Source organism: Kitasatospora sp. NPDC059088 (assembly GCF_042738155.1).
Classification (GTDB): Bacteria; Actinomycetota; Actinomycetes; order Streptomycetales; family Streptomycetaceae; genus Kitasatospora.
Genome location: NZ_JBHYGR010000022.1, coordinates 70,391 through 79,227, shown reverse-complemented (window position 1 = coordinate 79,227; position 8,837 = coordinate 70,391). Strand labels below are relative to the sequence as shown.

Annotated in this window: 7 protein-coding genes; 2 read left to right on the top strand and 5 right to left on the bottom strand. The window is 74.3% G+C overall.

All coding sequences use genetic code 11. The features are described from left to right. Positions 1-123 precede the first annotated feature (123 nt). Together ACFWXO_RS12975 and ACFWXO_RS12970 are read right to left on the bottom strand one after the other, a co-directional pair. On the bottom strand, positions 124-1,674 hold the full coding sequence (locus tag ACFWXO_RS12975; protein WP_380523739.1) for an RICIN domain-containing protein: 1,551 nt from the start codon (positions 1,672-1,674) through the stop codon (positions 124-126). Positions 1,675-1,917: 243 nt separating this feature from the next. Further along, positions 1,918-2,718, bottom strand: coding sequence for an SAM-dependent methyltransferase (locus tag ACFWXO_RS12970; RefSeq protein WP_380523737.1), 801 nt, complete (start codon positions 2,716-2,718; stop codon positions 1,918-1,920). Positions 2,719-2,930: 212 nt separating this feature from the next. On the opposite strand from ACFWXO_RS12970, the gene ACFWXO_RS12965 reads away from it, so the two are divergent. Beyond that, entirely contained in the window at positions 2,931-3,866 is a 936-nt protein-coding gene (locus ACFWXO_RS12965; RefSeq protein WP_380523735.1) for a RimK family alpha-L-glutamate ligase, read from the top strand. Positions 3,867-3,895: 29 nt separating this feature from the next. Here the strand turns inward: ACFWXO_RS12965 and ACFWXO_RS12960 are convergent, their stop codons facing one another. From ACFWXO_RS12960 to ACFWXO_RS12950, 3 genes are all read right to left on the bottom strand, one after another. Then, complete coding sequence (locus ACFWXO_RS12960) at positions 3,896-4,411, bottom strand: nuclear transport factor 2 family protein (protein ID WP_380523733.1); 516 nt, start codon at positions 4,409-4,411, stop codon at positions 3,896-3,898. Positions 4,412-4,415: 4 nt separating this feature from the next. Continuing rightward, positions 4,416-5,822 (bottom strand): FAD-dependent oxidoreductase, encoded by a 1,407-nt coding sequence (locus ACFWXO_RS12955; protein ID WP_380523731.1) that lies wholly within the window; start codon positions 5,820-5,822, stop codon positions 4,416-4,418. Positions 5,823-5,984: 162 nt separating this feature from the next. Further along, on the bottom strand, positions 5,985-7,601 hold the full coding sequence (locus tag ACFWXO_RS12950; protein ID WP_380523729.1) for a PucR family transcriptional regulator: 1,617 nt from the start codon (positions 7,599-7,601) through the stop codon (positions 5,985-5,987). A 154-nt stretch (positions 7,602-7,755) separates the two neighbouring features. On the opposite strand from ACFWXO_RS12950, the gene ACFWXO_RS12945 reads away from it, so the two are divergent. Beyond that, positions 7,756-8,820, top strand: a complete 1,065-nt coding sequence (locus tag ACFWXO_RS12945) for an ABC transporter ATP-binding protein (RefSeq protein ID WP_380409523.1) — start codon at positions 7,756-7,758, stop codon at positions 8,818-8,820. The last annotated feature ends 17 nt before the right edge of the window (positions 8,821-8,837 follow it).

Genomic DNA, 8,837 nt, shown 5'->3' with positions numbered 1-8,837 from the left:
TCACCGCGTCGCGGCCCCGCGGCCCCGCGCTCACGCGCTTTCTGCGTCGCCGCGGGGCCCGGGGTCGTGCTGCCGGGGCCTTGGCCCGGCGCCTCGGGGCGTGGTCCAGGGCCCGGGAGCGGCTCAGGCGAGGGTGGCCCAGTCCTGGGTGTTGGCGTTGCCGGCCGCGTTGACGACCACGGCCGCTCCGGTGCTCACGGCGGCGCTGTCGAGCACGTAGCCGGTCGCCGGGTTGGTGATCGTCAGGGTGCCGCTGCCGTTCTGGGTGACCTGCCACTTCTGGTACTGGCTGGCGGAGTTGAAGGCCTGGAGGGTGACCTGGCCGCTGGCCGCGGCGGGCGCGGTGAGGGTCAGCGGGGTCGGGCAGCTGTCGTAGATCCGGGTGGTGCCGTCCGCGTTCGGGTCCAGCTTCCACTTCTCCGAGGCGTGGGTGGAGTCGTAGGTGTCGAGGTCGGCGACCACGTTGGTGGAGTTGGCGCACTGCCCGGCGTGCTCCAGGGCCAGGCCGCCCCCGTTGGTGAAGGCGTGGTACTGGTTGTCGCCCACCGGGTTGGGCCCGTAGTCGACGGTGTGGGCGGCCAGGTAGTTGAGCGCGCTGCCGGTGGTGGCGAGGTTGCCCAGCGGTCGGTCGTTCTTGAAGTAGTCGGCGAAGGTCGACGGGGCGTGCGAGGTCAGCAGGGCGACGGTGCCGTTCCAGCCGCCGTCGACGTTGTTCCACAGGTCGAGCAGCGAGCCGTCCACGTTGCCCTGGACCTGGTCGCCGGTGTTCCAGCCGGTGGTGTAGGTGAACGGGTAGCTGCTGCCGTCGGGCCAGACGTAGCGGTAGTCGCCGAGCAGGTAGGCGGCCGTGGAGTCGGCGAAGCCCTCGGTCCAGGCGCAGCTCGCCGAGCTGACCAGGTTGACGTAGTGCGGGCTGCAGTTGCTCACCGCGGGGAACACGCCGTTGTACAGGCGGTGCATCAGGAAGTGGCCGGACTCGTGCAGCACGGTGTGCTCGGAGTCCGGGTCGGCGGCGGCCAGGTGGACGGTGCCGGCCAGGTCGTAGTACGTCCCGTCGGCCGAGTTCGCCGTCCAGCGGACGGTGAGTTCGGTGCAGGCGTTGTTCGCCTCGTGCGAGGACCAGCAGGCCGTGGCGGGGTTGTTCCGGTGCTGGTAGAGCAGGTTGACGGTGTCGAAGGCGTGCCAGGCCCGGGCGGTGGCCGCCGGGGGTTTGACCGTGCCCAGCGAGGTGCTGGCGGCGATGTTGTTCTGGGTGGCGGAGTCCAGTGTGTACGGGGTGCCGGTGGTGTCGGCGACCTTCCAGTACTGGTTGCTCTCGGTGCGGAACCGCACCCACAGGCTGCTCATCGAGGTGGTGGCGGCCGGGGTGTAGCAGAGGTTGAAGCTGCCGTCGGCGGCGCTGGTCAGCTGGTAGTCGGCGGTCAGCTGGTGGGCGGTGTCGGTGACCTTCTCGGCTCCCCACAGCTGGGCGTCCGCGCTGCGCGCCGGTTTGGTCTGGGTGGGCTTGGCCGGGCCGGCTTCGGCCGACTGGTAGTCGTACTGGAGCGTACCGCTGAGACAGATCGGGCTCGCGGCCCGGGCCGGCGTCGCGGTGAGCGGAACGACGGCGGAGACGGCGAGGAGGACGGCGCCGAGGGCGGCGGAGCCGTGCGACAGCCGGATGCCGAAGGCCATGAAGGGGCTTCCTCTCCTGGGGAACACGCCTGCGGAGGTGACACGGTTCGATGACGACCGAGTCCGCAGCCCAGGATCGGGGCCCGACACCTCAGGGGGTAAGAGCGCGCGGTTGCGCGCCGATGAGCCGGTAGTCGGATGGAATCACTCTGGTGGTGAACGCGACGGCGCCCGCTCCGGGCGCCGTCGGCGCGCCGGTGCGCTGCGGCCGGTCGGCCGTCTGTCCGGCCGTCTGTCCGGCCGTCAGTTCCTGCGGGCCAGGCCGCAGGAGATCAGCCGCTCCCACACCGTCAGGTCGCCGGTGACACCGTCCCTGGGATCCGGGCGCCACGAGGAGCAGAACTCCAGCCCCGGTTCGAGCAGTTCGAGCCCGCCGAACAGGCCGAGCAGCTCCTCGTCGGTGCGCCAGCGGCCGCGGCCGAGGCTGCCCTGGAGCTTCTGCTCCGCGAGCCGGGTCTCCTCGTTCGCGCCGGAGCGGAAGTGGGAGACGTACACCAGGCTGCCCGGGGCCACCCGGTCCGCCCACCAGCGCACCACGTCGGCGGGCCGCTCGTCGTCGTTGAGGTGGTGCAGGACGGCGCTGAACAGGACGCCCACCGGCCGGTCGAAGTCGATCAGGCGCCGCACCTCGGGGTGCTGGCGGATCGTCTCCGGCGCGCGCAGGTCCGCCTGGGCCACGGCGGTGCGGTCGTCGGTGGCGAGCAGCGCGCGGCCGTGGGCCAGCACCATAGGGTCGTTGTCGACGTAGACGACGTGCGCGTCGGGGGCGTGCCGCTGGGCGACCTGGTGCACGTTGTCGGCGGTCGGCAGCCCGCTGCCCATGTCGATGAACTGCCGGATGCCGTCGTCGGCCATCGCGCCCACGGCCCGCACCAGGGCCCGGCGGTTGGCGAAGGCGATCGCCACCGAGCCCGGCAGGTCCCGCAGGAAGAAGTCGCCGATCTCGCGGTCGACGGGGAAGTTGTCCTTGCCGCCCAGCAGGTAGTCGTAGACCCGGGCGATGCTCGGCTTCGACCGGTCGATCCCGCTGCTCTCATCGGTCATGGCTGGCAACCCCGTCCTCAACGTCCGTCGTGGGCCCGATCGTAGGAGAACGTCCTGGTCCCGGGCGGTAACCGACGGTTGATGTCGCGGAATCGGGCAGGTCCTGCCTGCTCCTGCCTGGTCCTGCCAGAGCCTGCCAGAGCCTGTCCGGATCTGTCCGGGCGGGTGAGGCGGTCTTGTCCCGGGCGGGCATCGGCCGTCCAATGGCCGGTATGGCATCGAGCGAGCTCGTCCTGATGACCGATCACAGCTCGACCGAGGGCAGCCGCGACACCCTCGTCGCCGCGGTGCACGCCCTGACCGGCCGGGCCCCCGCCCTGCTGGACGCGCGACACTTCACCCCCGGCGGCAGCGGCCGGATCCGCACCGACGGCGAGGAACCGCGGCTGGAGGCGGACGGGGTGAGCGTGGGTGCCGACACCGTGCTGGTCTACGAGATCCCGCCGCACCGGCGCCGGGACTTCGAGACGGTCCAGCACGGGCTGCGGGCGGCCGGCGTGCGCTCCCTCGGGACGAACGCGGCGGCCTGGCGGGCGGCGACCGAGAAGGACCGGACCGTCGCGTGCTTCACCCGTGACGGCATCGCCCACATGCCGACCGTGGCCTTCACCCGGCCCGACGCCGAGGAGGCCGCCGAGGCGTTCGAGCGGCTGGGCCGCGACGTCTGGGCCCGCCCGACGATCGGCATGGGCGGTACCGACGTCTTCCACGTTTCCACCCATGCCCAGCTCCGGGCCGCGGCCGAGTTCTACGCCCGTGCGGGCACCGGTTGGCTGATCGCCCGTGACGCCCGCAATTTCGGGCCCGACGGGCGGCGCCACCAGTACCGCGTGGTGGTGCTCGGCGGACGGGTCCTGCGGGTGGTCGAGCACGTCCAGCTGGACCCGGACGCACCGTGCAACGAGAGCCGAGGCGCCGTCTCCACCCGCCTGGAGCCGGGGGACCTGCCCGCCGGCCTGGCCGAACTCGCCGTCGCCGCGGCCGAGTCGCTCGGCCTGTCGTTCGCCGGGGTGGACCTCGCCGCGGAGAGCGGCGGCGTCGTCTTCGAGGTCAACGTCCACCCCGCGTTCGGCACCGACCGCGGCCTGGAGACCGTCGCCGTCCCCTACGTCGCCGCTCACCTGGCCGCCGGCGGAGTGTCCGGCTGAACCGTGCTCCGCCGCCCCCGGAGAAGTCCTCAGCCGGACGGGGTGGTCCCGGTGAACGGTGTGGCGGGCGCGGCGTGCGCGGTCGGCGCGGCGGCGGAGTCGGCGGCGGAGTCGGGGAGGACGCCGAGCTGTTGCAGGACGCCGGCCCGGTCGTAGGCGTCCACGGAGCGGGCGATCCGGCCGTCCTCGGCGAACTCGAGCAGGCTCATCAGGTAGAGCGAGAACCGCTTGCCGCGGCTGGACTCCGGGAGGCAGAGGAAAGGCTCCCGGAGGGTGGCGCTGTAGTGCACGTGGGCCACCGCGTGGGACGGGCCGACCACCACGCCCTGGCTGACCGAACGGATGTCGGAGAAGAGCTCGCCGGCCCGGCTGAAGTACTCGTGCAGCTCCCGGTGGCCCCGGTAGGTGTGCTCGAACGCCTTGTCCTCGATCACGGCGTCCTCGGTGTAGTACTCCATCGCGTCGGCGGGGGCGGTGGGGGAGTCCCACATGGTCACCCAGCGTTCGACGAACGCCTTCCGCTCGCTCGGGTCGAAGTCCGGCACGGGTTCAGTCCTTTCCACGTGGGGGCGCGGTTCGAGGGGTGGGGCCCGGAGACCAGTGCCGGAGCACGGCGGCCATGACCCGTGGCGCCGCCAGTTCGGCCGGTGAGCCGGTCAGGCTGACGGCGTTCCACACGGCGGTGGCGACCCGGGCGTCCTCGGCCGCGGCGCGCATGGTGGCCTGGAAGGACCTCGCCAGCAGGCCGGCGACGGCGGGGTGGGTGCCGGGGACCTGGGGCATGGCCCGGTCGGCCATGGTGGAGAACAGCCACGGGAGCCGCACCGCCCGGGCGGCCTCCCGGTAGAAGCGCCGGGGCAGGCTGGCCGGGCCGGCGGCGAGGCACCTGCGGAGCGCCCTGGCCTCCAGGGCGGCGACCGTCATGCCCGCGCCGTAGATCGGGTTGAGGCTGCACAGTGCGTCGCCGGTGGAGATCAGCCCGTCGGGGAGCCGGCGCAGCCGGTGGAAGTCCCGGCGCAGGGAGGCCGGGTAGGCGAAGGAGGAGACCCCGGTGATCGGCTCGGCGTTGCGGAGCGCGGTCGACGTCCCGGCGGGGAGCAGGTCCTCGGCGAAGTCGAGGAACCGCTCCGGCGAGAGGGGCGGGTGGTCGTCCTTGCCGAAGCCGTAGAGGGAGAGCACCCAGGCGTCGTGCTCCTGCTGGGTGAGGACGGCGCCGCGGGGGCGGGTGGTGGTCGCTCCGATCAGCACGCCCTTGGCTGCTCCCAGGGCGCCCGGGGCGACCCGGTAGCGGCGGCTGGCGTAGGCGACGTCGACGGCCAGGCGGGCCGTGGACGGCGCCCGGTACCCCAGGGACCTCAGCCAGGCCGCGCCCCGGCCCGCGCGGCCCATCGCGTCCACGACCAGGTCCGCGTGGACGGCCTCGGCGGAGTCGGGCTCGCCGGGGCGGGCCAGCCGGACCCCGCCGACCCGGGCCGGACCGGCGGTGATCGGGTCGGCGGTGATGGGGGCGGTGGCCTCCAGCCCCGACCGCAGGGTGACGCCGGGCAGCGCGCGGACCCGCTCGCGCAGCCGGTCCTCCAGGAAGGGCCGGCTCACCTGGAGCACCCGGCCGAGCGGCACCTGCCGCAGGCGCGACCCGAAGAAGACGATGTCGAGCTCGTCCAGGGCCCCGGCCAGGGTGCCGCCGTCGGCCGCCAACTCCTCGACGAGTCCGGGGAAGAGCTCCGCCAGGACCTGCGCGCCGCCCGGCGTGAGCGAGTGGACGTGCGCCCCCTGCGGGACGCCGCGCCGGACGTCGGGGGGTTGCGGGTAGGTGTCCCGCTCGACGACGGTGACGTGCTCGAAGAACCCGGAAAGGGCCCGGGCGGCACACAGGCCGCTGATCCCCGCACCGAGCACGAGCGCGTGGCCCGCTCCGCCGCGACTGCCGCTGCGCCTGCTTCGCCGTGGACCCACGGTCGGCTCCGATCCCTCGCCGCCCGCCGACGGACGGGCGCCCCCACCCTGCCACCCGGCTCCCGGCCCGCACCACCGGGCAGTCACCTGTCCGGGTGATGGCGGCGGACCGGGCTCACCCGATCGGGTCCCCACCGCTGGCGGGGTGCCGGCGCGTTGGGGTCAGTCCTGCGGCTGCACGGCCGGTTGGCGCTCGGGGTAGGCGGCGAGCAGGGCCAGCCAGAGCTGGAAGCGGTCCTGCATGGAGGCCAGGGAGCGGCCGGTGAGCCGCTCGATCCGGTCCAGCCGGTAGCGGACGGTGTTGCGGTGGACGTACAGCCGGTCGGCGACCGCCTGCACCGAGCAGTCCGCCGCCAGGTAGGCGTGCAGGGTCGTGACCAGGTCGGCGCGGTTGGCCTCGTCGAAGCGGGTGAGCGGGCGCAGCACCTCGGCGGCGAGCTGCTTCAACGGCAGGTCGGGGCTGGACAGCAGCAGGCGGGGCAGGTTGAGCGGGTCGCCGCCGTGCACCCCGGGGCCTTTGGCGAGGGCGGCCTGGGCCTCGAACCAGCTCCAGCGCAGCCCGTCGACGCCCCGGTAGCAGCCGCCGATGCCGACCGCCGCGCGGGTGTCCAGGCCGGAGAGCGCGGTGCCGAGGCGCCGGACCAGGTCGTCGACCGGCGCGGAGCGGGGGAGCACCGCCACCAGGTACCGGTTGACGACGGCGGTGAGCACCGGCTCGGCGGAGTCGGGGTGCTCCGCCGGCAGCCAGGGCAGCCGGGCGAGCCGCCGGTCCGCCTCCGGCCCGCCGCGTCCGTCCGCGGCCCGCCCGTCCGCCTGCGCCCCGGCCCCGGCCCCAGAGCCGGACCCGGCCCCCTCCGGCGCCAGCCGGCCCAGCACCACCCGGTGGGCGGCCCGGGGGTCGAGCCCGAACGCGGCGAGCCGGCGCTCGGCGGTGGCCGGCGCGATCACGTCCCGCACGATGTCCTCGACGACCTGGCCGACCAGCTCCCGCCGCCCGGCCAGATGCGCCTGACGGCGGGCCAGCTCCAGTCCGACCAGCCGCACGGAGTACGGGAGGACGTCCGCTGCCGGGCCCGCCGAGCGCAGGCAGAGGAAGGCCGCGACCGCGCCGTCGACCTGGACCGGCAGCCGCAGCGGCCCGGCGCCGCCGGGCACCTCCGGGCCCGTCCGCCCGGCGGCCAGGTGCTCCGGCCGCCCGGCCGCCCGCAGCTCCGCGAACAGCGCCTCCGACCGCTCCGGACTGGCGGCCAACACCACCCCGTGCCGGTCCACCACGGCGACCTCCGAGCCGGTGGCCCGCCGCAGCACCCGCAGCAGCGCGGTCAGGCCCTCGCCGCCGAGCAGCGCCTGGACCAGCAGGTCGTGCTGGTCGACCAGCCGCCGCTGCGCGCTGTGGTCCTCGGCCGTGATCCGTTCGGCGACCAGCCGGTTCACCGCGATGAACGGCGTCTCGTACGGGACCTCCAGCACCGCCAGGCCCTGCCGTTCGGCCTCGGCGACGGTGGCCCGGGGCACGGCGGGGTGGCTCAGTCCGGTGCCGAAGCCGATCCCCGAGGCGCCGGCGGCCGCCACCCGTTGGACGAAGGCGGTCTGCGCGGCGGCGCCGCGCTGCCGCAGGCCGGTGGTGAGGAGCAGCTCGCCGCCCGTCAACCACTCCGTCGGGTCGGCGAGTTCGGTCACCGCGACCCAGCGCACGACCCGGTCGAGCCCGGCCGTGCCGGTGCACAGTCGCAGGCCGAGGCCCTCTTCCCGAAGCAGATCGCGCAGCGTCACCGGCATGCGCCGGACTGTAGCGCCGCACAACTCGCCGACGGAAGACCGTGCGGGCGTCCATAGCCGGGCGGGGTGATCCCTTCCTAGGGTTCCGTGCGAACCGACACGACAACCCGTCCGTACCGTCCGCTTGTCGTACCAGCCAGAAGGGCCACCGGAGTTGAGCAGCCACGACCGTCCACCCCGACCGGAACCGGCCCCCGGCGCGGTCCGGCTCGAAGGGCTGGCCAAGACCTTCGACGGCCAGGTCCGCGCGGTCGACGGCGTCGACCTGGACATCGGCGAGGGCGAGTTCTTCGCGATGCTCGGGCCCTCCGGCTCGGGGAAGACCACCGTGCTGCGCATGATCGCCGGCTTCGAGGCCCCGAGCTCCGGCCGGGTCCTGCTGGGCGGCGCCGACGTCACCGGCCTGCCGCCGTTCGACCGGGACGTCAACACGGTGTTCCAGGACTACGCGCTGTTCCCGCACATGACGATCGAGCAGAACGTCGGCTACGGCCTGATGGTCCGCCGGGTGCCGAAGCCCGCACGGGCCGAGCGGGTGCGTGCGGCGCTCGCCATGGTCCGGCTGGAGGGCTTCGAGCGCCGCCGCCCGGCCCAGCTCTCCGGCGGCCAGCGCCAACGCGTCGCGCTGGCCAGGGCGTTGGTGAACCGCCCGAAGGTGCTGCTGCTGGACGAGCCGCTCGGTGCGCTCGACCTGAAACTGCGGCACGAGATGCAGGCCGAGCTCAAGCGGATCCAGCGCGAGGTCGGGATCACCTTCGTGTTCGTCACCCACGACCAGGACGAGGCCCTGACGATGAGCGACCGCGTCGCGGTGTTCAACGCGGGCCGGATCGAGCAGGTCGGCCCGCCCGCCGAGGTGTACGAGCACCCGGCCACCGCCTTCGTGGCCGGCTTCGTCGGCACCTCCAACCTGCTGGACGGCCCGGCCGCCGAGCAGGTGGTGGGCGAGGCCGGGCTGTTCAGCGTCCGCCCGGAGAAGATCCGGATAGCGCACCCGGACGACCCGGCCGGGCCGGACGAGCTGTCCGCCACCGGGCGGGTCGCCGAGGTCGTCTACGCGGGCGGCCACACCCGCTTCCTGGTCGACCTGGAGGCCGGCGGGCGGCTGACCGCCGTCCGGCAGAACGTCGACGAGGGCTCCGCCGACGTCCTGCGCCACCGCGGCGCCGAGGTCGTCCTCGCCTGGCAGCGCCGGCACACCGTCCGGGTCGGCTCCTGACCCACCCCCACCCCCTC

Bases quoted from the DNA above. Each gene is read 5' to 3' on its own strand.
- ACFWXO_RS12950 (WP_380523729.1), bottom strand. From the start codon at position 7,601: ATGCCGGTGACGCTGCGCGATCTGCTTCGGGAAGAGGGCCTCGGCCTG.
- ACFWXO_RS12975 (WP_380523739.1), bottom strand. From the start codon at position 1,674: ATGGCCTTCGGCATCCGGCTGTCGCACGGCTCCGCCGCCCTCGGCGCC.
- ACFWXO_RS12970 (WP_380523737.1), bottom strand. From the start codon at position 2,718: ATGACCGATGAGAGCAGCGGGATCGACCGGTCGAAGCCGAGCATCGCC.
- ACFWXO_RS12965 (WP_380523735.1), top strand. From the start codon at position 2,931: ATGGCATCGAGCGAGCTCGTCCTGATGACCGATCACAGCTCGACCGAG.